25 protein-coding genes are annotated in these 23,019 nt (G+C 62.3%); 18 read left to right on the plus strand and 7 right to left on the minus strand.

Annotated elements, in window-relative coordinates; genetic code table 11:
* Positions 1-11: 11 nt before the first annotated feature.
* Positions 12-854 (minus strand): AAA family ATPase, encoded by an 843-nt coding sequence (locus PHO31112_RS04740; RefSeq protein WP_150619454.1) that lies wholly within the window; start codon positions 852-854, stop codon positions 12-14.
* Between the two features lie 281 nt (positions 855-1,135).
* Between PHO31112_RS04740 and PHO31112_RS04745 the strand changes: the two genes are divergently transcribed.
* A complete protein-coding gene (locus PHO31112_RS04745) occupies positions 1,136-1,501 on the plus strand; it encodes a c-type cytochrome (RefSeq protein WP_010807477.1) in 366 nt (121 codons plus the stop codon).
* A 25-nt stretch (positions 1,502-1,526) separates the two neighbouring features.
* Positions 1,527-1,940 carry a c-type cytochrome gene (locus tag PHO31112_RS04750; RefSeq protein WP_246177750.1) on the plus strand — a complete coding sequence of 138 codons (414 nt, stop codon included), beginning with the start codon at positions 1,527-1,529 and terminating at the stop codon, positions 1,938-1,940.
* A 100-nt stretch (positions 1,941-2,040) separates the two neighbouring features.
* Here the strand turns inward: PHO31112_RS04750 and PHO31112_RS04755 are convergent, their stop codons facing one another.
* A complete protein-coding gene (locus PHO31112_RS04755) occupies positions 2,041-2,472 on the minus strand; it encodes a DUF1841 family protein (protein WP_010807475.1) in 432 nt (143 codons plus the stop codon).
* A gap of 157 nt (positions 2,473-2,629) precedes the next feature.
* On the opposite strand from PHO31112_RS04755, the gene PHO31112_RS04760 reads away from it, so the two are divergent.
* Both PHO31112_RS04760 and PHO31112_RS04765 read left to right on the plus strand, forming a co-directional pair.
* Positions 2,630-3,583, plus strand: a complete 954-nt coding sequence (locus PHO31112_RS04760) for a DMT family transporter (protein WP_150619455.1) — start codon at positions 2,630-2,632, stop codon at positions 3,581-3,583.
* A gap of 91 nt (positions 3,584-3,674) precedes the next feature.
* The gene (locus PHO31112_RS04765) at positions 3,675-4,268 is read left to right on the plus strand and encodes a malonic semialdehyde reductase (RefSeq protein ID WP_150619456.1); all 594 of its coding nucleotides are present in this window, start codon (positions 3,675-3,677) and stop codon (positions 4,266-4,268) included.
* A 119-nt stretch (positions 4,269-4,387) separates the two neighbouring features.
* Here PHO31112_RS04765 and nth read toward each other — a convergent pair whose 3' ends face one another.
* Positions 4,388-5,032, minus strand: coding sequence for an endonuclease III (gene nth, locus PHO31112_RS04770; protein ID WP_150619457.1), 645 nt, complete (start codon positions 5,030-5,032; stop codon positions 4,388-4,390).
* Positions 5,033-5,094: 62 nt separating this feature from the next.
* A complete protein-coding gene (gene rsxB / locus PHO31112_RS04775) occupies positions 5,095-6,036 on the minus strand; it encodes an electron transport complex subunit RsxB (protein ID WP_150619458.1) in 942 nt (313 codons plus the stop codon).
* 104 nt (positions 6,037-6,140) lie between these two features.
* Between rsxB and PHO31112_RS04780 the strand changes: the two genes are divergently transcribed.
* Entirely contained in the window at positions 6,141-6,779 is a 639-nt protein-coding gene (locus PHO31112_RS04780; RefSeq protein WP_150619459.1) for a TetR/AcrR family transcriptional regulator, read from the plus strand.
* A 111-nt stretch (positions 6,780-6,890) separates the two neighbouring features.
* Here PHO31112_RS04780 and PHO31112_RS04785 read toward each other — a convergent pair whose 3' ends face one another.
* Both PHO31112_RS04785 and PHO31112_RS04790 read right to left on the minus strand, forming a co-directional pair.
* Positions 6,891-8,132: a polyhydroxyalkanoate depolymerase gene (locus PHO31112_RS04785; RefSeq protein WP_150619460.1), complete on the minus strand. Its 1,242-nt coding sequence runs from the start codon at positions 8,130-8,132 to the stop codon at positions 6,891-6,893.
* A gap of 219 nt (positions 8,133-8,351) precedes the next feature.
* On the minus strand, positions 8,352-9,551 hold the full coding sequence (locus PHO31112_RS04790) for an amino acid aminotransferase (protein ID WP_150619461.1): 1,200 nt from the start codon (positions 9,549-9,551) through the stop codon (positions 8,352-8,354).
* A 320-nt stretch (positions 9,552-9,871) separates the two neighbouring features.
* Here PHO31112_RS04790 and uvrB point away from each other — a divergent pair, with 320 nt between their 5' ends.
* From uvrB to iscX, 12 genes are all read left to right on the plus strand, one after another.
* Positions 9,872-11,959, plus strand: coding sequence for an excinuclease ABC subunit UvrB (gene uvrB, locus PHO31112_RS04795; RefSeq protein ID WP_150619462.1), 2,088 nt, complete (start codon positions 9,872-9,874; stop codon positions 11,957-11,959).
* 36 nt (positions 11,960-11,995) lie between these two features.
* Positions 11,996-12,472: a low molecular weight protein-tyrosine-phosphatase gene (locus PHO31112_RS04800; protein WP_174995539.1), complete on the plus strand. Its 477-nt coding sequence runs from the start codon at positions 11,996-11,998 to the stop codon at positions 12,470-12,472.
* Positions 12,473-12,666: 194 nt separating this feature from the next.
* Positions 12,667-14,772, plus strand: a complete 2,106-nt coding sequence (locus tag PHO31112_RS04805; RefSeq protein WP_150619463.1) for a site-specific recombinase — start codon at positions 12,667-12,669, stop codon at positions 14,770-14,772.
* Between the two features lie 113 nt (positions 14,773-14,885).
* The gene (iscR, locus tag PHO31112_RS04810; RefSeq protein ID WP_010807464.1) at positions 14,886-15,413 is read left to right on the plus strand and encodes a Fe-S cluster assembly transcriptional regulator IscR; all 528 of its coding nucleotides are present in this window, start codon (positions 14,886-14,888) and stop codon (positions 15,411-15,413) included.
* A gap of 31 nt (positions 15,414-15,444) precedes the next feature.
* On the plus strand, positions 15,445-16,668 hold the full coding sequence (locus tag PHO31112_RS04815; RefSeq protein ID WP_150619464.1) for an IscS subfamily cysteine desulfurase: 1,224 nt from the start codon (positions 15,445-15,447) through the stop codon (positions 16,666-16,668).
* 18 nt (positions 16,669-16,686) lie between these two features.
* A complete protein-coding gene (gene iscU, locus PHO31112_RS04820; protein WP_010807462.1) occupies positions 16,687-17,094 on the plus strand; it encodes a Fe-S cluster assembly scaffold IscU in 408 nt (135 codons plus the stop codon).
* 29 nt (positions 17,095-17,123) lie between these two features.
* On the plus strand, positions 17,124-17,447 hold the full coding sequence (gene iscA, locus PHO31112_RS04825) for an iron-sulfur cluster assembly protein IscA (RefSeq protein WP_010807461.1): 324 nt from the start codon (positions 17,124-17,126) through the stop codon (positions 17,445-17,447).
* Positions 17,413-17,658, plus strand: coding sequence for a DUF3565 domain-containing protein (locus PHO31112_RS04830; RefSeq protein WP_150619465.1), 246 nt, complete (start codon positions 17,413-17,415; stop codon positions 17,656-17,658). Before iscA ends, PHO31112_RS04830 begins: the two co-directional genes overlap by 35 nt.
* Positions 17,659-17,894: 236 nt before the next feature.
* On the plus strand, positions 17,895-18,425 hold the full coding sequence (gene hscB, locus PHO31112_RS04835) for a Fe-S protein assembly co-chaperone HscB (RefSeq protein ID WP_150619466.1): 531 nt from the start codon (positions 17,895-17,897) through the stop codon (positions 18,423-18,425).
* An 86-nt stretch (positions 18,426-18,511) separates the two neighbouring features.
* Entirely contained in the window at positions 18,512-20,389 is a 1,878-nt protein-coding gene (gene hscA, locus PHO31112_RS04840) for a Fe-S protein assembly chaperone HscA (protein ID WP_150619467.1), read from the plus strand.
* 23 nt (positions 20,390-20,412) lie between these two features.
* Positions 20,413-20,754, plus strand: a complete 342-nt coding sequence (fdx, locus tag PHO31112_RS04845; protein WP_150619468.1) for an ISC system 2Fe-2S type ferredoxin — start codon at positions 20,413-20,415, stop codon at positions 20,752-20,754.
* A gap of 53 nt (positions 20,755-20,807) precedes the next feature.
* Positions 20,808-20,999 (plus strand): Fe-S cluster assembly protein IscX, encoded by a 192-nt coding sequence (gene iscX / locus PHO31112_RS04850; protein WP_150619469.1) that lies wholly within the window; start codon positions 20,808-20,810, stop codon positions 20,997-20,999.
* 124 nt (positions 21,000-21,123) lie between these two features.
* On the opposite strand, the gene PHO31112_RS04855 is transcribed toward iscX, so the two are convergent.
* The gene (locus PHO31112_RS04855) at positions 21,124-21,870 is read right to left on the minus strand and encodes a glycine zipper 2TM domain-containing protein (RefSeq protein WP_150619470.1); all 747 of its coding nucleotides are present in this window, start codon (positions 21,868-21,870) and stop codon (positions 21,124-21,126) included.
* Positions 21,871-22,310: 440 nt separating this feature from the next.
* Here PHO31112_RS04855 and PHO31112_RS04860 point away from each other — a divergent pair, with 440 nt between their 5' ends.
* Positions 22,311-22,913, plus strand: coding sequence for a hypothetical protein (locus PHO31112_RS04860; RefSeq protein ID WP_150619471.1), 603 nt, complete (start codon positions 22,311-22,313; stop codon positions 22,911-22,913).
* Positions 22,914-23,019 lie beyond the last annotated feature (106 nt).

The raw sequence follows: 23,019 nt of genomic DNA on the forward strand, positions 1-23,019 counted from the left end.
CGGTGGCGCGCTTACCGGTTGGCGCGGTTCATGAAGACGAGGCGCTCGAACAGATGCATATCCTGTTCGTTCTTGACGAGGGCGCCTGCAAGCGGCGGGATCGCCAGCTTGTTGTCGGCGCTGCGCAACGCTTCGGGGCCGATTTCCTCGGCCATCAGCAGCTTGAGCCAGTCGATCAGCTCCGACGTCGACGGCTTTTTCTTGAGCCCTGGAATCTCGCGCACTTCGAAGAATGTCGCCATCGCGGCACCCACCAGTTCGCGGCGAATGTTTGGGAAATGCACGTCGATGATCGACTGCATCGTCGCCGGATCGGGGAATTTGATGTAGTGGAAGAAACAGCGGCGCAGGAAGGCGTCGGGCAGCTCTTTCTCGTTGTTCGACGTGATGATGACGAGCGGGCGGTGGCGCGCTTTCACGAGCTGGCGCGTCTCGTAGACATAGAACTCCATGCGGTCGAGTTCGCGCAGCAAGTCGTTGGGGAACTCGATGTCGGCCTTGTCGATTTCGTCGATGAGCAGCACGACGGGATGATCTGCCTCGAAGGCCTGCCAGAGCACGCCCTTGACGATGTAGTTCGCGATGTCGCGCACCCGCTCGTCGCCCAGTTGCGAATCGCGCAGTCGCGAGACGGCGTCGTACTCGTACAACCCTTGCTGGGCTTTGGTCGTGGACTTCACATGCCATTGCAGCAACGGCATATCGAGCGCGGCGGCGACTTCCTCCGCGAGCATGGTCTTGCCGGTGCCGGGTTCGCCCTTGATGAGCAGCGGTCGTTGCAGCGTGGCCGCCGCGTTCACGGCGAGCTTGAGGTCGTCGGTGGCGACGTACTGGGAAGAGCCTTCGAAGCGCATTGTCTGTGCCGTCCGCAAACAGCCGGCCAACCGGCCGGGCAGGGAAAAAGTTCAGTATAAGACATTGCGCATGAGCCTCGCCGGGACAGTCAAAATCTGTCTTTGTATCAATGGCTTGCGGAAAAACTTCGGAGAACTGTGCGGGTCAGCCCCGAGTTTCCGGGGGCCGGGGTGTGGGTTACAATCGATTGCTTTTTTCACAGGTCGGCGGCCTTGGAGTCGGGACGTCGATCTGCGTGTTGCGGGCCGGTATTCCAACCAAAAACGTTCCCAAGAAGACCATGAAAAAGTTCCTCACCATGATGGCGCTGGCGCTTGGCAGCACGTCGCTCACGTCGCTTGGCGCGCTTCACGCGGCCGAACTCAAGCCCAATCTGGACGCGGCAAAGGACAAGGTGGCCATGTGTATCGGCTGCCACGGCATTCCCGACTATCGCACCGCATTTCCCGAGGTGTATCACGTGCCCCGGATCGGCGGACAGAATGCGAAGTACATCGAGAACGCCCTGAAGGAGTACGCGAAGGGTGACCGCAAGTTCCAGACGATGCATGGCATCGCAGCCACGTTGACCGATCAGGACATCGTCGACATTGCCGCGTACTACGCGGCGCAATCGGCGTCGACGCCGGTCAATCCCCAGAAGTAAAACGTGCGTGGCCGAGGAGAACACGATGAAGCATTCGATGGTAAAGGCCGCCGTTGCGGCATCCCTGGCGCTCGGCGCCGTGCTCGTGGGTGGCATTAGCCCGGCGTATGCCGCCGGCAACATCGCCAACGGCAAAGCGCTCGTCGACAAAGGCATGTGCGTAAGCTGCCACGGCGCCAATCTGAACGCACCGATCACGCCGGAGTATCCGAAGCTGGCGGGGCAATATGCGGACTACGTGTATAACGCGCTGCGTGCCTATCAGAACGAAACCAGTCTGGTGTTTGGCCGCAGTAACGCGATCATGAAGACGCAGGTCATGTCCAATCCCGCAACGCTCGGTAAGGACGGCAAGCCGCGTCCGTTCACCTCGCAGGAACTCAAGGACATTTCGGCCTATATCGAATCGCTGCCCGGCGATCTCGTGACGAAGAAGTGAGCGGCCCGGCGCCGGCATAAAAAAACGACGGTTGCGCCGAAGGCAACCGTCGTCTGCTTTTGTGTCTTCGCTTGCGGGCGGGGCTCGCGTCTGTCTTCTCTCAACGCGAGGCTTGCTGCTCGATGCGCTGCAGATAGGCATCGGAGTCCGGCGGCTGGCCGGTACGTTGTGCCTCCCAGAGCGTTTGCCCCAGGCATTCCATGATGCGGTGCTGTGCGTCATGCGGGGAGTCGAGGCGCTGGGTCAGCTTCTCGTACGCGGCACGAATGCCCGGCGGCTGATCGATGGAGACCTGCTCGCTGATCGCCAGATGCATCGACAGATGCAGGAACGGGTTGGTCTGCCCGGCTTCGGGCGAGTAATCGCGGGCGCTGGCTTCTTCGGTGTCGGACAAGGCGTCGTGATACTCGGGATGTTCGTGGATCCAGTCGGCGGCAATCGTCTCAAGCGGCGTGAGGATGCTGCCGCTGCGCTGCTTTTGCCAGGTGGTGCAGAAGAATTGCCGGACTTCGTCTCGGCTCGGATTGAACATGGGGACTCCGTGGGGTTCGGGTGAGGCATCTTGCGGCGCGCCATCCCATGACTACAATGGCGAATCGATGGCCGGCGTGCGCCGGGCGCGCCCTAGTGGGCGGAAAGCGCCGATATCGCATGAAAACTGGCCGTATTGTCGCTCAATTTTCCCAATCATGTCGCAAAGCCCCCGCGCGCCGGCCGCCGCCGGCGACACCTCCATCACACACTCGGCGCCCCCGCCTTCGGCCTGGGCCGGCGTTGCATTGATTGCCGTGTCGGCGTCAGCCTTCGGCGCCATGGCCATCTTTGCGCGAGCGGCCACGGCCTCCGGCGCGGACATCTTCGCGATGCTGCTGTTCCGCTTCTTCGTGGCCACCATCCTGCTGCTGGTCTGGTGCCGGTTGCAGCGGGTGCGCTTTCCGTCGCGCCGCCGTGCGCTTGGCATTGCGCTCATGGGCGGCATCGGCTACGTCGGCCAGTCGCTTTGCTTCTTCGGGGCGTTGCAGTACGCGCAGGCGTCGCTGGTTGCGCTGCTGCTTTATCTCTATCCGGTGTTCGTGACGATACTGGCGGCCATTTTTCTGCATGAGCGCCTGACGCCCGTGAAGCTGGGCGCACTCGCGCTCTGCTCGCTTGGCACCGCGTTCACGGTTGGCGGCGGGCAAGGGCAACCGCTGGGCATGGTGCTGGCCGTGGCCTCGGCGCTGATCTATTCGGGCTATATCGTGGTGGGCGCGAGGCTGACGAAGGGCGTCGATGCCCGTGCCACCGCTGCGCTCGTCTGTGTGGCGGCAACCGTCTCCTTCGGGGCGATGGCGGCGGTGCGTATGTCGCAGGGGGGGCCGTTGCAGTGGCCGGCCGGGGCCGGCGGCTGGGCGGCGCTCGTTGCCATCGCGGTGTGTTCGACGGTCATCGCGATTCTGACGTTCTTCGCCGGACTGCAGCGTCTCGGGGCAGGGCGTGCGTCGATGCTCTCGACGCTGGAACCGGTGGTCACGGTGCTGCTTGCCGCCGTGCTGCTGGGCGAAACTCTCACTGCGCCGCAGCTTGGCGGCGGCGTGCTGATTCTGGCCGGGGTGGTCTGGCTATCTGCGCGCGGGGCACGCAGCGAGTCTGCAAGCGCCTGAACTCGCGGGGATTTTTGTCGCGTCAGCGAGTGTTGCATGGCGACGGTACAATCGCGCATCGTTTGCCATTCATCAGCCGAGGTCTACCGTCATGAGCAGTATTGCCAAAGAAGCTATCGCCCAATTATTCACCCATGCCCGCACGCACAATGTGTGGCTCGACAAGCCGGTCAGCGACGATACGTTGCGCGAGCTGTACGACCTCATGAAATGGGGCCCGACGTCGGCCAACACCACGCCCGCGCGCATCGTCTTCGTGAAGAGTGCTGAAGCGAAGGCCAAGCTGCTTGAATGCATGGCGCCGGGCAACGTCGACAAGACCCGCACGGCGCCCGTGACGGCCATCGTCGCGTTCGACCTGAAGTTCTACGAACATCTGCCCAAGCTGTTCCCGAATGGGGCCGAGAAGATGGTGCCGATGTTCTCGGGCGACGCTGCCAAGGCCGCTGGCGCTGCACATATGAACAGCTCGCTGCAAGGCGGTTACTTCATTCTTGCCGCCCGCGCGCTGGGTCTCGACTGCGGCCCGATGGCCGGTTTCGACGCACAGAAGGTCAACGACACGTTCTTCGCCGGTACCGACTGGCGTGTCAACTTCATCTGTAATCTGGGGTACGGCGATCACGACAAGCTGTTCCCGCGCAATCCGCGTCTGTCGTTCGATGAGGCGGCCCGCATCATTTAAGCCGGACACGCGACGCGCCGAGAACGTTGTTACGGCGCGCTAAATAAGACGGGCGGTCCCGATGCCGGGACTGCCCGTTGTCGTTCAAGGCCTTCGCGTTTGTCTGGGGAGGGGGCGGATCAGGCCTTCGGTGCGGGCGTCTTGGGCCGGAAGTCACACAGCGGTTCGATGGCGCAATGCCAGCACTCGGGCTTGCGCGCCTTGCACACATAGCGGCCGTGCAGGATGAGCCAGTGATGCGCGTCGTGTTTGAATTCGCGCGGGGTGACGCGTTCGAGCGCCAGTTCCACCGCCAGCGGGTCCTTACCGGGTGCGAGGCCCGTTCGGTTCGCCACGCGGAAGATGTGCGTATCGACGGCAATCGTATCCTCGCCGAACGCGGTGTTGAGCACCACGTTCGCCGTCTTCCGGCCGACGCCCGGCAGCGCTTCCAGGGCCTCACGCGAGCGAGGCACCTCACCGCCGTGCAAATCGAGCAGCAACCGACACGTAGCAATGACGTTCTTGGCCTTCGTACGGTACAGGCCGATCGTCTTGATGTAATCGGAGACACCCGCCTCGCCGAGCGCGAGCATCTTCGCCGGCGTGTTCGCCACCGCGTAAAGCTTGCGAGTGGCTTTGTTCACGGAGACGTCGGTCGCCTGCGCCGAGAGCAACACGGCGATCAGCAATTCGAACGGCGACGTGTACTCCAGCTCCGTTGTCGGATGCGGATTGAGTTGTTGCAGCGTCTCGAACAGGGCACGGCGTTTGGCGTCGTTCATGGCGGGTGGCGCGAGGGGTTGGGCGGTCTTGGTGTCGGAGGATGGGGCGTGCAGCGGCGCGTCTAGGCCTTGCCCGAGGTGTCAGGGGTATCCGGGGGAGACGCGTCATTGTTTCCCGCAAGACCCAGCCGCTTGCGGCGTGCTTCGGCCTCGTCGATCTGCGCCTGGACAGCCGCAGAGACATTCTCCGTATTTTTTGGGCCAAGCCCTTCGGCGGCCAGTGCGGCTTTCTTCTGACGTGCGCGCGTCAATGCGGCTTGAATGATGGCCTGCTTGCGGGCTGCGGCGGCAGCAGCCTCGTCGAGCGCCGGTGACGAATCCGGTGTTTGCGTGCCACCGGATGAAACCGGCGAAGCCGTCGTCAGTGTCTCAGTGGCTCGCGACGCACCGGGCGCAGAAGCGGGTGCAGAAGTGGGTGCAGAAGTGGGTGCAGAAGCGGGCGCGCCAGGTGCGGCGCGGGCCGCGCGCGCGGCCAGACGCGCTTCACGTTGCGCCTTTTCCTTATCGAGCCGTGCCTGATGGACCTCGAAATGCGAGCGGGCCTCGTCGGCCTGTGTCTGTGACCAGGCCTGCCAACCGGTGCGCTCGCCGGTGACCGGCACCATGTCGATGCAGTCGACGGGGCAGGGCGGCACACACAGGTCGCAGCCCGTGCAGCGGTCTTCGATGACCGTGTGCATCAATTTGGCGGCACCCACGATGGCGTCGACGGGGCACGCCTGCAGGCAGAGCGTGCAGCCGATACACAACGATTCGTCGATGATGGCGCGTGGGCGGGGCCGCTCTGCACCATTCGCCGGATTGAGCGGAATCACGGGGCGGTCGAGCAGCTTGGCGAGACGCGCCACGCCCTCGGCGCCGCCCGGCGGGCATTGGTTATAGCTGGCTTGCCCGCTGGCGATGGCGTCGGCATACGGACGGCAACCCGCGTAACCGCACTTGGTGCACTGCGTCTGGGGCAATAGGGCATCGATGCGCTGCGCGAGCGCGCTGACTTCGGACACGTCTTTAGTGGGGGATTCGGCGGAAAGTCGAATTATCCTGCATTTTGCAGAAACACTGAAATCGTTGTGCCATAATTCCGCCCGTTGAGACCGACCGTCCGATCATGACGACACCAGAAACCAAGATCAAACGGGACCCCGAACGCACCCGACAGCGCATTCTCGCTGCGGCGATCGAGGAGTTTGCCGAACGTGGTTCGAGCGGTGCGCGCGTGGACAGCATCGCGCGCCGAGCGGATATCAATGAACGCATGCTGTATTACTACTTCGGCAACAAGGACCAGCTCTATCTGGCCGTGCTCGAAGAGGTCTACGGTGAATTTAACCGCGCGGAACACGCGCTGAAGCTCGACGTGCTCGCCCCGCTCGACGCCGTGGCCGAACTGGCTCACTTCGTGTGGGACTACTACACCGATCATCCGGAACTGATTCAGCTCATCAACAACGAAAATCTGCACGAAGCGAAGTCGATGCGTCAGTCGACGGAGATTCGTCAGCAGGTCTCGCCGATTATCGAGTTGCTCGCGCAGACGCTCAAGCGCGGCGAAGCCAGTGGTGAAATCCGCCTGGGCGTGGACCCTGTGGATTTGTACGTGACGATCTCGGCAATGGGCTATTACGTGATGTCGAACCGCCACACGCTCTCGATCGTGATGGGACGCGACGTGATGGCCGCCGATTCGCGCAAGACGTACTCGGCCTTCAATACGCAAATGCTGTTGGATTCGCTACGTACGCGATGACCTGAGCGCTGCGGTCTGCGTTGGCCTCGCTGCAAGTCAAAAACAAAACCGCCGCGTGGGCCTGAGCCCACGCGGCGGTTTTGGTATGGTGGTCGAAAAAACGAATACCGTTCAGGCGTGCTTCGCGATGAAGTCGCGGATCTGTGGATAAATCACGTTGCGCCAGCGGCTGCCGGAGAAGATTCCGTAATGGCCGCACGATGGCGCAGTGAAATGCGCCCGGCGCTTGACCGGGATGCCGGTGCACAGCTCGTGTGCCGCCTGCGTCTGACCGCTGCCCGAGATGTCGTCCAGCTCGCCCTCGATGGTGAAGAGCGCGGTCGTCTTGATGTCCTGCGGACGGACACGCTGGCCGGCCACATCCCACGTGCCACGCGCGAGGCTGAAGTCCTGGAACACGGTCTTGATCGTGTCGAGGTAGTACTCGGCCGCCATGTCGAGCACGGCGTTGTACTCGTCGTAGAACCGGCGATGCGAGTCGGCATCGTCGTTGTCGCCGCGCATCAGATCGAGATAGAAGTCCCAGTGCGACTTCACATGGCGATCCGGATTCATTGCGACGAACCCGGCGTGCTGCAGGAACCCCGGATAGACCAATCGGCCCGAACCCGGATAGTTGGCCGGCACCGGATGGATCACATGATTCTCGAACCACTCGTATGACTTGTTCGTCGCGAGCGAGTTGACCGATGTCGGGCTTTTGCGCGCATCGATCGGGCCGCCCATCATCGTCATGGTCTTGGGCGTCGTTTCGCCGTTCGATGCCATGAGCGAGATGGCGCCAAGTACCGGCACGGTGGGCTGGCACACCGAAATGACGTGCAGGTTTTCCGCGCCGATGTGGCGAATGAAATCCTGGATGTACGCGACGTAATCGTCCAGATGGAACTCGCCGTCTTCAAGCGGCACCATGCGTGCATCGACCCAGTCGGTGATGTAGACCTTGTGGTCCTTGAGCAGCGTCGTGACGGTGTCGCGCAACAGCGTGGCGTGGTGCCCCGACAGCGGAGCCACCACCAGCACGACCGGATCGTCCTTGAGTTGCCCCACGGCGCTCGCGTCGTCCGCGTATCGCTTGAATCGCAGCAAGCGGCAGAACGGTTTCTCCATCGCCGTCATTTCCACGACGGGGATGTTATGACCGTCGACTTCGACTGCCTTGATATTGAATTCGGGTTTTTCGTAGTCCTTGCCAAGCCGATAGAGCAATTCGTACCCGGCGGCGATGCGGGGGGCGCCCGGCATCATGGCAAGCAGGCTGCCTGGGTTGACGAAAGTCGTCGCGGCCGCCTTTGCCCACGTGGTGAGAGGATTCAGCCACGCGCGGTTGTACTCATGAATCTGATACAGCATGTTATGTGCCCTGGGGCGAATGATGTTGGGAATTATGCAACCGTTTATCGCGGCGGTGCAACGCAGCATAACCCTGATATATGGCATTTCCGCATCATCGCGATAGTTTTAGTTTATTTCACCGATTGTTATTAACTATCGTTGCTGCAGTGCAACAAACGAAGCGCAAAAAAAGCCCGCCGGATGGGGCGGGCTTTTCATCGATGAGGCCAGCGGCGATCAGCGCAGCACTTTGGCGATGGCCGAAGCGACGACGTCGATGTTCTTGTCGTTGAGCGCGGCCACGCAGATACGGCCCGTGCTCACGGCATAGATGCCGAACTCTTCACGAAGACGCTCGACCTGATCGGCGGTGAGGCCCGAGTAAGAGAACATGCCGCGTTGCTTGATGACGAACGAGAAATCGCGTTGCACGCCATGGGCGCGCAGCTTCTCGACCAGTGCCAGACGCATGGCGCGGATGCGCTCGCGCATTTCGGCCAGTTCCTCTTCCCACATGGCGCGCAGTTCAGGGTTGCTCAGCACGGCGGCGACGACCGAGCCGCCGTGCGTCGGCGGGTTCGAGTAATTGGTGCGGATCACGCGCTTGAGTTGCGAGAGCACGCGGGTCGATTCGTCCTTGCTGCCCGTCACGATGGACAGGGCGCCGACACGTTCGCCATACAGCGAGAACGATTTGGAGAACGAGCTGGATACGAAGAAGTTCAGGCCGGCGGCGGCGAACAAGCGCACCACGGCGGCATCGGCGTCGATGCCGTCGCCGAAGCCCTGGTAGGCGATGTCGAGGAACGGCACCAGCTTGCGGGCCTTCACGACTTCCACGACCTGCGCCCACTGGTCCATCGTCAGGTCAACGCCCGTCGGGTTGTGGCAGCACGCGTGCAGCACGACGATGGTGCCTTCCGGTTCCTTGCCGAGCATGTCGAGCATGCCCGGCAGGTTCACGCCGTGCGATTCGGCGTCGTAGTACGGGTACGAGACGACGTTGAAGCCGGCTTGCGTGAACAGGGCGCGGTGGTTTTCCCAGCTCGGGTCGCTGATGGCGACGGCGGCGTTCGGGTTCAGTTGCTTGAGGAAGTCGGCGCCAATCTTGAGGGCGCCCGTGCCGCCCAGTGCTTGGGCGGTGATCACGCGGCCTTCCGCCAGCACGGGGGAATCCTTGCCGAACAGCATTTCCTGCACGGCCTTGTCGTATGCGGCAATGCCTTCGATCGGCAGATAGCCGCGCGGCAGACCTGCGGCCACGCGTTGTTCTTCCGCTGCCTTCACGGCCTTGAGCAGGGGCAGTTTGCCTTCCGCATTGAAATACACGCCCACGCCCAGATTCACTTTTTCGGTACGGTGATCGGCGTTGTAGGCTTCGTTCAGGCCAAGGATAGGGTCGCGCGGGGCGAGTTCGACAGCGGAGAAGAGAGTCATTTCGACGGCTCGAGACAGGTAGTAGGAAAATGCAGCGGGTCGGCTGCAACTTACGCAGGATCGGCCCAACGGACTATTTTAGCGAAGATTGCCCGCGCTTGTGGTAAACGCTGCCTGGCAAAGCGTGAATTCATGCGATTTCGACACGAAAACTGCCACGGATTGCCAGAAATTGACGAAATCTCAGCAAGGTACGCCGTGCGACGTCGCCGCAGGTCGGCGGGCGTGCCGCTGATGACCCCGTTGTCACCTATCGAACTCAGGGAATCGTCCGACGCGCTAGAATGCCAAATTACGTCTCTCATGCTCGCACCCCCGCCATGACCCCTGCGGCTGAACACGATCTCGACGAAAGCAAGTTCCTAACGTTCCCGGATTCTCCCTACCAACTCTACTGCCCGTTCCCGGCCGCCGGCGACCAGCCCGCGGCCATTGCGCAGTTGACCGAAGGCGTGGAGGACGGGCTCGCGTTCCAGACGTTGCTCGGCGTGACCGGTTCGGGCAAGACGTTCACGATGGCGAACGTGATCGCGCGGCTTGGCCGCCCGGCCATCGTATTTGCGCCAAACAAGACGCTTGCCGCCCAGCTTTACTCGGAGTTCCGCGAATTCTTCCCGCGAAATGCGGTGGAGTATTTCGTCTCGTACTACGACTATTACCAGCCGGAAGCGTATGTACCGCAGCGCGATCTCTTCATCGAGAAGGATTCGTCTGTCAACGAACACATCGAGCAGATGCGTCTTTCGGCGACGAAGAGCTTGCTGGAGCGCCGCGATGTGGTGATCGTGGCCACCGTCTCTGCCATCTACGGTATCGGGAATCCGACCGAATACCACCAGATGATTCTGACGGTGCGTCAGGGCGACAAGATTGGCCAGCGCGACGTCATCGCGCGACTGATCGCCATGCAGTACACGCGCAACGAAACGGATTTCGGACGGGGTACGTTCCGTGTGCGCGGCGACACCATCGATATCTTCCCGGCGGAACACGCCGAACTGGCGCTGCGCGTCGAGTTGTTCGACGACGAAGTCGACACGCTGCAACTCTTCGACCCGCTCACCGGGCGTGTGCGGCAGAAAGTGCCGCGATTCACGGTGTATCCGTCCTCACACTACGTGACCCCACGAGATACGGTGCTGCGCGCCATCGAGACGATCAAGGCCGAATTGCGCGACCGGCTCGACTTCTTTTACAAGGAAAGCAAGCTGGTCGAGGCACAGCGGCTGGAGCAACGCACCCGGTTCGATTTGGAGATGTTGCAGGAGCTGGGCTTCTGCAAGGGCATCGAGAACTATTCGCGGCATTTGTCCGGAGCCGCGCCGGGCGAGCCGCCGCCGACGCTTGTGGACTATTTGCCGCCCGACGCGCTGATGTTCCTCGACGAGTCGCATGTCCTCATCGGACAGTTCAACGGTATGTACAACGGCGACCGGGCGCGCAAGGAAAATCTCGTCAACTACGGCTTCCGCCTGCCGTCGGCGCTGGACAACCGTCCGCTCAAATTTGCCGAGTACGAACGCAAGATGCGTCAGGCGATCTTCGTCTCCGCAACCCCGGCAGATTACGAGGCCAAGCGCACGGGCCAGGTGGTGGAGCAGGTGGTGCGTCCTACCGGGCTGATCGATCCGATCATCATGGTGCGTCCGGCACGTACGCAGGTGGACGACGTCCTCACCGAAATCAACAAGCGTGTGGCGGTGGGAGAGCGCGTGCTCGTCACCACGCTCACGAAGCGTATGGCGGAGCAACTCACCGAGTATCTGTCCGATAACGGTGTGAAGGTCCGTTATCTGCATAGCGACATCGATACCGTCGAACGCGTAGAGATCATTCGCGATTTGCGCTTGGGCGCATTCGACGTACTGGTCGGGATCAACTTGCTGCGCGAGGGGCTGGATATTCCGGAGGTGTCGCTCGTGGCGATTCTGGACGCGGACAAGGAAGGTTTCCTGCGCGCCGAGCGGTCATTGATTCAGACGATCGGGCGGGCGGCGCGCAACGTCAATGGAACGGCCATCCTGTACGGCGACAAGATGACCGACTCGATGAAGCGTGCGATCAGCGAGACGGAGCGTCGCCGTGCCAAGCAGATGGCGCACAACGAGGCGAACGGCATCGTACCGACGGGGGTGAAGAAGCGCATCAAGGACATCATCGACGGTGTCTACGATCCGCAGGACGCCAAGGCGGAGCTGGCCGAGGCCAAGGAGCAGGCGCACTATCAGGACATGTCGGAAAAGCAACTGGCGCGCGAGATCAAGAAGCTCGAGAAGCAGATGCAGGAACACGCCCGGAATCTGGAATTCGAGAAGGCTGCCAAAGTGCGTGATCAATTGCTGCACGTCAAGGCGCTGGTGTTCGGGACCGACGGCGCGAGCGAGGCGGAACTGGGCCCGAAGATCTGATGGCCGCTTTGCACGGCACAACGTCCGGATAACGCAATGAAACACACCTCCGTTCTCTTCGTGTGTATGGGCAACATTTGCCGCTCGCCCAGCGCCGACGGCATTTTTCGTCATCGTCTGGTCGAGGCCGGACTGGCGGATCTGATCGTTGTCGATTCGGCCGGCACGCATAGCTATCACATCGGCCATGCGCCCGATGCCCGCACGCAGGCGGCAGCGCAGCGGCGCGGCTACGATTTAAGCGAACTGCGGGCGCGTCGCGTCGACGCCGGCGACTTCGTGCGCTTCGAATGGATCGTGGCGATGGACGACGCGAATGTCGCAGAACTCACGGCACGTTGTCCGGTTGAGTATCGTCACAAGATTGTGCGGTTGATGGACTTTGCGACGCATCACGACGCCACCGAAGTCCCCGATCCGTATTACGGTGGCGCGCAAGGCTTCGAGACCGTGCTCGATTATATTGAAGACGGTCTCGACGGCCTGCTCGCGCGACTGGAAAGGGACGCCTGATGCGCGCATTCCCGTGGGGGAGGGCGCGTGAGGCGTGACCGCGCATCTTTCGCGACACGTGTCGGTGAGGCTATCATTCGCCCCAGCACCGGTGCGGTGGCGCCGGTTCGGCGCGATCTTCGATAACCCCGGTATGCCAGGTATCTCCGGTTTTGCCTCAGCGCCTCCATCTCTTTTCTCCCGTTCTCCAATCGATGCTCAATTCGCTCAATTCGTACTGGCGTAAATGGCGCGCCTCGCGTCACGCCGGCCATCAGCTCGACGAACTGCTCGCGCACGCCGACCCATCTGCGCCGCTGGCCGTCCGTAATCAGTGGCTGATCGAATTGTCACATTGGGTGCAAAAGCGCGGCGCGCTCGTCAATGAAGTGCGCGAGGCGGGCGAGGCGGCGCGTTATCGTCCGCATACCCGCCTGCGCTATCTGCTGCAAATGCTCGACCGGAATCCAGCGTGGCGCTTGCCTGTAGCTCGCACACTGCGTAGCGTCATTCACGAGAGCGACGCGATTTCGTTGCTGTGCGATACGGGCTTGCCTGTGCGGCCGGGATTTTGGGGCGCGCTGGTCGAGCGTATCGAGAAGGCGCTGATTCCACCGCCGCCGACGCGACGCGATCTCTCTGCGTTGTGCTCGCTCATGTTCCCCGACGGCGACGCGGCCGATTGGATCGCCGCCATGCCGCCCGAGTTGCTGGCCGATCTCATCGCACTGCTGCATTACGGCGAGGACGAGGATGACGACGCCGACTGGAATCCGTTCGCCGACGATCTGCTGGCCGCGATGCATCACTTGGTCAACCAGATTGCGTCGACCGGGCTGTCGCAGGCGGTGCGTTCCCGCCTGACATATCCGCGTGTCACCGACTCGCCGTTCTACCGGCTCGGACGCGCCATGCAGGAACTCGAAGAGGCCGGGCAGGCGTTTGCGCACGGTGCGCCGCCGTCGCAGCACTTCGTGCAGCACATCAACGTGTTTCGCGCGCTGCTCGACGATTGCGGCCGCGCGGCGCGTCAGGTGTACGCGCATCTCGACGAGAACGGCGTGAGCGTGGATATCGTGTTTCAGGTGGAGCGGGCCAAGGCGCGTATTCGCCGGCTCGAGCGTCTGCTCGAGGCGTGGCTGACCCAGGCCGAAGAGGATCGCGCTACGGCGCGCGTGCGACTGTTTGCCGACCTGGTGCGCGCGAATCAGGCTAGCCAGAGTGTGGGCGAACTGGCGCGGACCTCGTTCGGACTGCTGGCGCGCAAGGTCGTGGAGCGCAGTGCCGAGACGGGCGAGCACTACATCGCCCGCAATCGCAGCGAATACTTCGCCATGTTGAAGATGGCCTGCGGCGGTGGCCTCGTGACGGTGGTGACCGTCTACGTGAAGTTTCTGATTGTGAGCATGCACCTGCCGACAGTTGTCGAGGGTTTCCTCGCCGGCGCCAACTACGCGCTTTGCTTTCTGTTCATGCACTTCTGCCACTTCACGCTGGCGACCAAGCAGCCGGCGATGACGGCGCCGGCCATTGCCAGCAAGCTCGACGATGTCGACACGCCCGCCGGCATGGACGCCTTCGTCGGCGAGGTGATCGCCCTCGTGCGTACGCAGGCGGCGGCCATCTTCGGCAATCTGGCGATGGTGTTTCCATTCTGCCTGCTGGTGCAGTGGGCGGTGTCGGCGGCGCTGGGTGTGAATACGATTTCGCCCGAAAAGGCCCACGCGACGCTCACTTCGTTCTCGATTTTTGGTGTCACGCCGCTCTTTGCGATCTTGACTGGCGTGCTGCTGTGGTTCTCGAGTCTGATTTCGGGCTGGGCGGACAACTGGTTCGCGCTGCATGGCATCGGGGATGTGCTGGCCTACAACCGGCGTCTGCGCTTCGTCTTCGGCCGCAACGGGGCGGCGCGGCTGGCGGATGGGTGCCGTCGTCACATCGCCCCTGTGCTCGGGAATCTGACCCTCGGCTTCATGCTGGGGCTGGTGCCGGCTGTGCTGACAGCGTTCGCGCTGCCATTCGAGGTGCGCCACGTGACGTTGTCAACGGGCTCGATTGCGACCTCCATTGGGGTGCTGGGCATGCCGGTGCTGCGCGATCCGGCCCTTTGGCTGGCGGTGGCCGGTGTCGGGTCGATGGCCTTGCTCAACGTCGGCGTCAGTTTTGCGTTAGCATTCCACATGGCGCTCCGATCGCGTCCACTGCGATTGGGCGACCGCCGGCAAATCCATCGCGCCATCTGGCGCGCCGTGCTGCGCAATCCACTGGTACTGTTGTTTCCTCTGCGCTCCCCGCAGTTGGATGCCCGTCCCGAAAAATGAGAAATTTCACGAACGGGTGAGGGAACTTCCGCAAAAAATGGGCCAGAAGTACTTGACTAAATTCGTAGGGAATTTATACTTGACGAAAATAGTCGAGATTAAGCCCCTGCATCATGAGACTTACCACGAAAGGCCGTTTCGCCGTTACGGCGATGATCGACCTGGCCATGCGCCAGGACGCGGGTCCCGTGACGCTTGCGGGCATTAGTCAGCGTCAGCGAATTTCCCTCTCTTACCTGGAGCAGTTGTTCGGTAAGCTGCGCCGCCACGAGATCGTGGAGAGCGTGCGCGGGCCGGGCGGTGGTTACAGCCTTGCGCGTCGAGCGGAAGAGGTGACGGTTGCTGACATCATCATTGCGGTGGACGAACCGCTCGATGCCACCCAGTGCGGCAGCAAGGGCAACTGCGAGAAGGGCCAGGACGGCCATCGCGGCCACTGCATGACGCACGAGTTGTGGGCGACGCTCAACCAGAAGATGGTCGAGTATCTCGATTCCGTTTCGCTGCGCGACCTCGTCGAGCAGCAACGTAGCAAGCAGGCCCAGCAGGCCGTTCTGCGCGACACCCGCGAGTCCGGTACTAACAGCCAGACCATCGCTACGCGCATTCCCAATTCGGTCTTCGATATGGCCCGTTCATAACAGGCGCCACGGCACGATCCTGGAGCACCCCATGAAAAACGACACCCTCAACCTCCCCATCTATATGGACTACAGCGCTACGACGCCGATTGACCCGCGCGTCGTGGACAAGATGTTGCCCTACCTGCGCGAGCAGTTCGGCAACCCGGCATCGCGCAGCCACTCGTTCGGCTGGGCTGCCGAGCAAGCGGTGGAAGAGGCACGCGAGGAAGTCGCCAAGCTGGTGAATGCCGATCCGCGCGAGATCGTCTGGACGTCGGGCGCCACCGAGTCGAACAATCTCGCGATCAAGGGCGCGGCGCACTTCTACCAAGGCAAGGGCAAGCACCTCGTCACGGTGAAGACCGAGCACAAGGCCGTACTCGACACGATGCGCGAGCTTGAGCGCGAGGGCTTCACAGTCACGTATCTGGACGTGAAGGACGACGGTCTGCTCGATCTGGACGTTTTCAAGTCGGCATTGCGTTCGGACACGATCCTTGTCTCGGTCATGGCCGTGAACAACGAAATCGGCGTCATTCAGGATATTGGCACCCTCGGCGAGATCTGCCGCGAGAAGGGCATCATTTTCCACGTTGACGCCGCTCAGGCGACCGGGAAGATGCCGATCGATCTGGCCAAGCTGAAGGTCGATCTGATGTCGTTCTCGGCGCACAAGACGTATGGCCCGAAGGGTATCGGCGCGCTGTATGTGCGTCGTAAGCCGCGTGTGCGTATCGAGGCACAGATTCACGGCGGCGGTCATGAACGCGGCATGCGTTCGGGCACGCTGGCCACGCACCAGATCGTCGGCATGGGCGAGGCGTTCCGTCTCGCACGTGAAGAAATGGCAGTAGAGAACGAGCGTGTGCGCATGCTGCGCGATCGTCTGCTGCGCGGTCTGACGGAAATGAAAGAGGTGTATGTGAACGGCGACATGGAACAACGTGTGCCGCACAACCTGAACATCAGCTTCAATTTTGTCGAAGGCGAATCGCTGATCATGGCGATCAAGGATGTCGCGGTGTCGTCGGGTTCGGCGTGCACGTCGGCCTCGCTGGAGCCTTCATACGTATTGCGTGCCCTGGGTCGCAACGACGAACTGGCGCACAGCTCGATTCGCTTCACGGTGGGTCGTTTCACGACCGAGCAGGAAGTCGACTACGTGGTCGAACTGCTCAAGGGCAAGATCGGCAAGCTGCGCGATCTGTCGCCGCTGTGGGAAATGTACATGGACGGGGTCGATCTGAATTCGATCCAATGGGCCGCACACTGAGCATTCAAGGAGTTAGCCATGTCGTACAGCAAGGAAGTTCTGGATCACTACGAAAACCCGCGTAACGTTGGCTCGTTCGAAAAGGGCGACGACGCTGTCGGTACCGGTATGGTCGGCGCCCCGGCTTGCGGTGACGTGATGAAGCTGCAGATTCGTGTGAACGAAGCCGGCGTGATCGAAGACGCCAAGTTCAAGACCTACGGCTGCGGCTCGGCGATTGCTTCGTCGTCGCTCGTGACCGAGTGGGTCAAGGGCAAGACGCTGGATCAGGCGCTCGACATCAAGAACACCCAGATCGCGCAGGAACTGGCGCTGCCGCCGGTGAAGATTCACTGCTCGATTCTGGCCGAAGACGCTATCAAGGCGGCCGTGGCCGATTACAAGCAGAAGCACGGCCAGTCGGCCGAGCCGGCAAAGGCTGCCTGAGCGGCACGACGGATAAAGGAATCGGCAAGATGGCCATTACATTGACCGAGAAGGCCGCGCAGCACGTTTCGCGTTATCTGACGCGGCGCGGCAAGGGCGTGGGCCTGCGGCTGGGCGTGAAGACGACCGGTTGCTCGGGCCTGGCCTACAAGCTGGAGTACGCCGATGACGTGGCGGGCGAAGACACGGTCTTCGAGAGCCATGGCGTGAAGGTGATCGTCGATCCGAAGAGCCTGCCGTACATCGACGGCACCGAGCTGGACTTCGCGCGCGAAGGCCTGAACGAAGGGTTCCGCTTCAATAATCCGAACGTCAAGGATGAGTGCGGCTGCGGCGAGTCTTTCCGCGTCTGACGCCGCGCCGTTGCGCGAGATCGTCGGTTTTCGGCAAGACGACGAAGGCCAATGGGTTGCGCAACTGGCGTGCGGGCATGGGCAACATGTCCGGCATCTTCCCCCGTGGCAGATCCGGACATGGACGCAAACCCCTTCAGGCCGTGAAGCGGTGCTCGGCACTACGTTGCCCTGTCGCAAGTGCGAACGCGGCGAGCCGGCGGATGCGTGAGGCCCGACCAGCAGATTAGGCACGTTGGGTGTGTCGAGTGGGTTAGGTGTATTAGGCCGCGCAGTGAGATCGCAGCGCATACCGTCTCAGCGACGGCAGACGTGGCGAGCCCGCCGGGCGGTGAGCAGTAGCGTAGGCAGCAAGGCGGCGCGAGCCGCTTTTTTTACGGGCCGAAGGCGGGTGGCGTGACGCGACGGCATATCGCATCGACGCCCGTGACGAATGAAGAGTGCGCGATGAGTGCGTTGACTGACAACTATTTCACACTGTTCGATTTGCCGCAGCGCTTTGCGCTCGATACCGAGGCGCTCGAGGCGGCTTACCGTGCCGTGCAATCGCGCGTGCATCCGGATCGATTCGCGAGCGCGAGCGACGCCGAACGGCGCGTGGCCATGCAATGGGCTGCGCAGGCGAACGCCGCCTATCGCACGTTACGCGACCCGTTACAACGCGCGACGTACCTGCTTACGTTGGAAGGCATCGATGTGGGCGCGGAGAACAACACCGCGATGGCCCCCGATTTCCTGATGCAGCAGATGGAGTGGCGCGAAGCGATCGACGACGCCGTCGCTGCACGCAATATCAACGCCCTCGAAGCGCTCGCCCGATCCCTGCGCGACGATCGTCGCGTGCGGCTCGCCAAGCTGGGCGACTGGCTCGAGAGCAGCGCGTGGCAGCCGTCGGCGGAAGCCGTGCGGCAACTGATGTTCATTGCGCGCGCCGAAGACGACATCGCGCAGCGCATCGAAATGCTGGAAAACGCGTGACGGCCCGGTGCGGCGCCGTCACATGTCATTGAGAACTGCTTGAGAACAGGGCGCACGCGCGAGCGCGCCGCCCGCATTGCAAAGTCATGGCCCTTCTGCAAATTTCCGAACCCGGCATGTCCCCTGCGCCGCACCAGCGGCGACTCGCCGTGGGCATCGACCTGGGCACGACGCATTCGCTCGTGGCCTCCGTGCGCAGCGGTGTGGCCGAAGTCCTCCCCGACGACCAGGGCCGCGTGCTGCTGCCGTCCGTCGTGCGTTATCTGGGCGGTCACCGCACCCAGATCGGCCACGACGCCAAGGCGGCTGCGGCCACCGATCCGCGTAATACCATCGTCTCCGTCAAACGCTTCATGGGCCGGGGTTTGGCCGATGTCGCTCACGCCGACAATGCGCCGTACGAATTCGTCGACGCGCCCGGTATGGTGCAGATGACGACCGCAGGTGGCGTGAAGAGTCCGGTGGAAGTGTCTGCCGAAATTCTGGCCACGCTGCGTCAGCGTGCCGAAGACACGCTCGGCGACGATCTGGTGGGCGCCGTGATTACCGTGCCCGCGTACTTTGACGACGCGCAGCGTCAAGCCACCAAGGACGCCGCGCGTCTGGCCGGCCTCAACGTTCTGCGTTTGCTCAATGAGCCGACGGCGGCGGCGATTGCGTACGGGCTCGACAATGGGGCGGAAGGCCTCTACGCCGTCTATGATCTGGGCGGCGGCACGTTCGATATCTCGATCCTTCGTTTGACGAAGGGCGTGTTCGAAGTGCTCGCCGCGGGCGGCGATTCCGCGCTCGGTGGCGACGACTTCGACCAGATGATCTACCGCTGGGTGCTGGAAGCCGCCGGTCTCGACGCGGCTTCGCTCACGCCCGAGGACGTGCGTGGCCTTCTCGATCATGCGCGCACCGCCAAGGAAGCGTTGACCGACGCCGAGCAAGCCCCCATTTCGCTCGCGTTGTCTGGTGGGCGCAACGTTGCGCTGCAACTCACGCGCGAGCAATTCACCGTGCTTGGCGCGCCGCTCGTGCAACGCACGATCGGCCCGATGCGCAAGGCGTTGCGTGACGCCGGCATGGGACAGGAAGACGTGAAGGGCGTTGTCCTTGTGGGGGGCGCGACGCGCATGCCGCAAGTGCGCGCGGCCGTCGCAAGTTTCTTCGGTCGTGAGCCGCTGATCGATCTCGACCCGGATCAGGTGGTGGCGCTCGGCGCTGCGGTGCAAGCCAACTTGCTGGCCGGCAATCAGGCGGAAGGGGAAGACTGGCTGCTGCTCGACGTCATTCCGCTCTCGCTCGGTGTCGAGACGATGGGCGGCCTCGTCGAAAAAATCATTCCGCGCAACGCGACGATTCCGGTGGCCCGTGCCCAGGAATTCACCACGTTCAAGGACGGCCAGACGGCGATGGCCATTCACGTGCTGCAAGGTGAGCGTGAACTGGCCTCGGATTGCCGCTCGCTGGCCCGGTTCGAGCTGCGCGGCATTCCGCCGATGACGGCCGGTGCGGCACGCATTCGCGTGACGTATCAGGTCGACGCCGACGGGCTGCTTTCCGTCTCGGCGCAAGAGATGCATTCGGGTGTGGCGGCCTCCATCGAGGTCAAGCCGTCGTACGGTCTGGCAGACGACGACATTTCGCGCATGCTGCAGGACAGCTTCGGTTCGGCCGAACAGGACATGCGTGCACGCGCGCTACGTGAACAGCAGGTGGAAGCCGAGCGTTTGCTGGTGGCGATCGATAGCGCTTTGCAGGCGGACCCGGAATTGCTCGATGCCGGTGAGCGCGCCAAGATCGATGGCCTGCTGGCTGACTTGCGCCAGAAGGCCTCCGGCGACGATCAGACCGCGATTAAGACGGCGACCGAAACGCTCTCGCACGCGACGGACGAGTTTGCCGCACGCCGCATGGACAAGAGCATCCGCGCAGCGCTGGCCGGCCGGCGCGTGGCGGACATCGACAAACTGTAAGACACACACGGAAATCCAAAGTTATGCCTCAAATCGTTGTATTGCCTCACGTCGAGCTGTGCCCGGAAGGCGCCGTGCTGGAAGTGCCGACGGGCATCTCCGTGTGCAGAGCATTGCTGGACAACGGCATCGAGATCGAACATGCGTGCGAATTGTCGTGCGCGTGCACCACGTGTCACGTGATCGTGCGCGAGGGCTTCGAGACGCTGGCGCCGGCCGAAGACGAAGAAGAGGATCTGCTCGACAAGGCCTGGGGCCTGGAGCCGACATCGCGCTTGTCGTGTCAGGCGCTGGTGCCTGCCGACGGGGATCTGGTCGTCGAGATTCCGAAGTACACGATCAACCACGCCAAGGAAAATCACTAAGCAACGCCGCTGGCGTTGTGTGGTGACAAGTCAGGAGAAAAGGAGCCTGCCCCATGAAATGGACTGACATTCAGGACATCGCGATTTCGCTCACCGAGGCGCATCCCGATGTCGATCCGCAGTACGTTCGCTTTACCGATCTTCACCAATGGGTGATGGCGCTCGACGGTTTCGACGATTCGCCGGACCGTGCCGGTGAAAAGGTGCTGGAAGCCATCCAGATGGCGTGGATCGACGAAGTCTGACGACCGCCTATTGCGTTGGGATCAACGGTTCCGACAAAACAAAAGCCGCTCTATCGAGCGGCTTTTGCGTTTTCCGCGATGCGAGTTACGGTGGACGTCGAGGATGAGGTATCGGCTGCCGCGATCATCCCGCGCGCACTAGCCCGTTGTTTTCGAGGCGCACACGGTCGCCCGGTTGCACGCCTGGTGCCGACTGATACGTCCAGTAGCGCGTCGTGCCGGTATCCATGCGCACGTACACGCGATAGACGGTCTCGGAGCGCACGCGCTTCTCGACTTCGTTGCCGGCCAGACCACCGCCCAGTGCGCCGACCACCGTCATCGCGGTACGACCGTTACCGGCACCGAATTGATTGCCCAGCAGACCACCGGCGACTGCGCCACCGACGGCGCCCAGACCCGAAGCGCTACCCTGCGTGCGGATCGGTTCGATCGACTGCACGGTGCCGCACGTCGAACACGTCGCCGCCCGTTGTTTCGCGGGTGCTTCCGACGTTTGCGCGTACGACCGCTGCGGGGCAGGGACACGTTGTGCCGGCGCCTGCGGCGGCGCGTACTGCGCTTGTTGGGACGGTTGCTGCGGCGCTTGCTGCGGTGTCTGTTGCGAGGCCTGCTGCGGTGCTTGTTGCGGCGCCACTTGCGAGGCTTGCGGCTGCGCCTGCGGCGATTGCAGCGAAGACGATGACGGTTGTGTCGACGAGGTCAGTGCGTACTGCGAATTGTTGCTGGTCGGCGTGGGGCCGTCGGTACTCTTGGCCACAGGCAGCACGCCTGTGATCGCGGCGACGCCGAGCAGACTGACGACGACGATACTGCCGGCAGCGGCAGCGACCAAGGGATGCATGCGACGCGGTTGCAGATCGTTATCCATGTTGTTTTCTCCATCGTGCGGTTGTTGCGAACCCCTTTCTACGTGCTGGCGGGCACGGGGGTTTCGCATAAGAAAAGTTTCCGTCAAGGCAAGCGCGGCGTACGTTTCATTTTGTAACGCGATGTAAGATGTGCATCGCAGCGACACCTGCTCAGGTGCGATGCAATGGCATGATAAGTCTATGAGACATATGGAGATTTTCCTTGGGTGACGGTATTCCTCGCGCCGGTCGTGAGGGCGTGTCTTAACAAATGAAACAAGTCGTGGGGGGCGGGCGGACGACGTGAATCGTCAGGCGACGTCGTCTGATGGGGTTGTGGGGCCTGTGGCTGTTGCCGTTGACGATGTTGTTGATTGCAGTGCATGTGCGGCGGTGGTGGCGCGCGCATAATGGCACCTATTGTCTGTGAACGTCATTTGCGCCCATTTGCTCCAACGTCATGATCGATACATTGCCCTCGCTGGACACGCCACTCGATGTTGCTGCCTATCCGCACGTCTATCCGTATGTGGTGCAACGCACCTGGGTCGACACGAATGATCCGGCGGGCGACGTCAGCGAGCCGTTTTCCGACGACGTTTTCGTCACACTCGTGCTCGATGGCCCGGCAGGGCTGCGCCGGCTGCAATCCCAGGATCTGCATGACGCCGGTCTGACGTTCGAAGCGGCGTTTGCGCAAGCGGCATCGAACCTCTCGCGCGCATGGTCGGCGCGGCACTTCGAGTTTGGCATTGCCCGGCTAGACGACGGTACCCTGATCGGTGGCTGTCGCGGTAACTGGATGGCGCCTGCCGGCGGTCTGGTGCTGGGTAATCTTTACCAGTCGATGGTCGAACACTTCGACGTGGCGGAGTTTGCCGCCATCGCCGTTAATCGCACATTTCTTCTCGCATTTCCGACCGACACGAAGACACTGTCCTCGCTCGCGCTACGCCAGTTGGCGGAGGAAGGCTCGAGCGGTGCGATTCTGCCCATCTCGCGTAGCTGGCTGCGACTGGATGGCGACTGGCCGTCCGCTTATCGCGGTGAACCGGCATTTTAAGAAGCATTTTCCCATTTCTCGTAAGTCGCGCACTGGAAGCGACAAACGGGGAGCGCCCGCGTTTCTAGACTGCTTGACGGCACAATTCGATGCCGTCACAGGAGAG

It is taken from the genome of Pandoraea horticolens (assembly GCF_902459555.1).
In the GTDB taxonomy this organism is placed as follows: Bacteria; Pseudomonadota; Gammaproteobacteria; order Burkholderiales; family Burkholderiaceae; genus Pandoraea; species Pandoraea horticolens.

Excerpts from the sequence above, each read along its gene's own strand:
- PHO31112_RS04765 (WP_150619456.1), top strand. The coding sequence starts at position 3,675 with ATGAGCAGTATTGCCAAAGAAGCTATCGCCCAATTATTCACCCATGCC.
- PHO31112_RS04750 (WP_246177750.1), top strand. The coding sequence starts at position 1,527 with ATGAAGCATTCGATGGTAAAGGCCGCCGTTGCGGCATCCCTGGCGCTC.
- PHO31112_RS04855 (WP_150619470.1), bottom strand. The coding sequence starts at position 21,870 with ATGGATAACGATCTGCAACCGCGTCGCATGCATCCCTTGGTCGCTGCC.
- PHO31112_RS04830 (WP_150619465.1), top strand. The coding sequence starts at position 17,413 with ATGAGTGCGGCTGCGGCGAGTCTTTCCGCGTCTGACGCCGCGCCGTTG.
- iscA (WP_010807461.1), top strand. The coding sequence starts at position 17,124 with ATGGCCATTACATTGACCGAGAAGGCCGCGCAGCACGTTTCGCGTTAT.
- PHO31112_RS04760 (WP_150619455.1), top strand. The coding sequence starts at position 2,630 with ATGTCGCAAAGCCCCCGCGCGCCGGCCGCCGCCGGCGACACCTCCATC.
- PHO31112_RS04805 (WP_150619463.1), top strand. The coding sequence starts at position 12,667 with ATGCTCAATTCGCTCAATTCGTACTGGCGTAAATGGCGCGCCTCGCGT.
- fdx (WP_150619468.1), top strand. The coding sequence starts at position 20,413 with ATGCCTCAAATCGTTGTATTGCCTCACGTCGAGCTGTGCCCGGAAGGC.
- PHO31112_RS04755 (WP_010807475.1), bottom strand. The coding sequence starts at position 2,472 with ATGTTCAATCCGAGCCGAGACGAAGTCCGGCAATTCTTCTGCACCACC.
- iscX (WP_150619469.1), top strand. The coding sequence starts at position 20,808 with ATGAAATGGACTGACATTCAGGACATCGCGATTTCGCTCACCGAGGCG.
- PHO31112_RS04785 (WP_150619460.1), bottom strand. The coding sequence starts at position 8,132 with ATGCTGTATCAGATTCATGAGTACAACCGCGCGTGGCTGAATCCTCTC.
- iscR (WP_010807464.1), top strand. The coding sequence starts at position 14,886 with ATGAGACTTACCACGAAAGGCCGTTTCGCCGTTACGGCGATGATCGAC.
- PHO31112_RS04815 (WP_150619464.1), top strand. The coding sequence starts at position 15,445 with ATGAAAAACGACACCCTCAACCTCCCCATCTATATGGACTACAGCGCT.
- uvrB (WP_150619462.1), top strand. The coding sequence starts at position 9,872 with ATGACCCCTGCGGCTGAACACGATCTCGACGAAAGCAAGTTCCTAACG.
- hscB (WP_150619466.1), top strand. The coding sequence starts at position 17,895 with ATGAGTGCGTTGACTGACAACTATTTCACACTGTTCGATTTGCCGCAG.
- PHO31112_RS04740 (WP_150619454.1), bottom strand. The coding sequence starts at position 854 with ATGCGCTTCGAAGGCTCTTCCCAGTACGTCGCCACCGACGACCTCAAG.
- iscU (WP_010807462.1), top strand. The coding sequence starts at position 16,687 with ATGTCGTACAGCAAGGAAGTTCTGGATCACTACGAAAACCCGCGTAAC.
- PHO31112_RS04745 (WP_010807477.1), top strand. The coding sequence starts at position 1,136 with ATGAAAAAGTTCCTCACCATGATGGCGCTGGCGCTTGGCAGCACGTCG.
- PHO31112_RS04860 (WP_150619471.1), top strand. The coding sequence starts at position 22,311 with ATGATCGATACATTGCCCTCGCTGGACACGCCACTCGATGTTGCTGCC.
- PHO31112_RS04800 (WP_174995539.1), top strand. The coding sequence starts at position 11,996 with ATGAAACACACCTCCGTTCTCTTCGTGTGTATGGGCAACATTTGCCGC.
- hscA (WP_150619467.1), top strand. The coding sequence starts at position 18,512 with ATGGCCCTTCTGCAAATTTCCGAACCCGGCATGTCCCCTGCGCCGCAC.
- nth (WP_150619457.1), bottom strand. The coding sequence starts at position 5,032 with ATGAACGACGCCAAACGCCGTGCCCTGTTCGAGACGCTGCAACAACTC.
- PHO31112_RS04790 (WP_150619461.1), bottom strand. The coding sequence starts at position 9,551 with ATGACTCTCTTCTCCGCTGTCGAACTCGCCCCGCGCGACCCTATCCTT.
- PHO31112_RS04780 (WP_150619459.1), top strand. The coding sequence starts at position 6,141 with ATGACGACACCAGAAACCAAGATCAAACGGGACCCCGAACGCACCCGA.